Annotated in this window: 1 protein-coding gene; it reads right to left on the reverse strand. The window is 68.7% G+C overall.

Translation table 11 applies throughout. The annotated features are described in order from the left end of the window. A partial coding sequence (locus NCR38_RS34100) for a virulence-associated E family protein (RefSeq protein ID WP_250478549.1) occupies positions 1 to 230 on the reverse strand: 230 nt, incomplete at both ends.

Raw genomic sequence — 230 nt, forward strand, 5'->3', positions numbered from 1 at the left:
CTCACACTCAGCACCGTTGTCAGGAGATGTCGGGTTGTGTAGGTCTTCGCCGTGTCGGGGGGTCGAGTGTCGATCCACGCGCTGATCGCCTCCTCCCACGGGTCGGTCACCCGGAAGTTCTCCGAGGTCTCGGCACGCTCCCCCTCGGCTGGCGCCGACAACCACCAGGGCTCACCCGCGCGGAACGCCGCGAGCGCTTCGGCCCAGAGCTGGTCGCGCTCCTCGGTCAG

The organism is Caballeronia sp. INML1, from assembly GCF_023631085.1.
Lineage (GTDB): Bacteria > Pseudomonadota > Gammaproteobacteria > Burkholderiales > Burkholderiaceae > Caballeronia > Caballeronia turbans.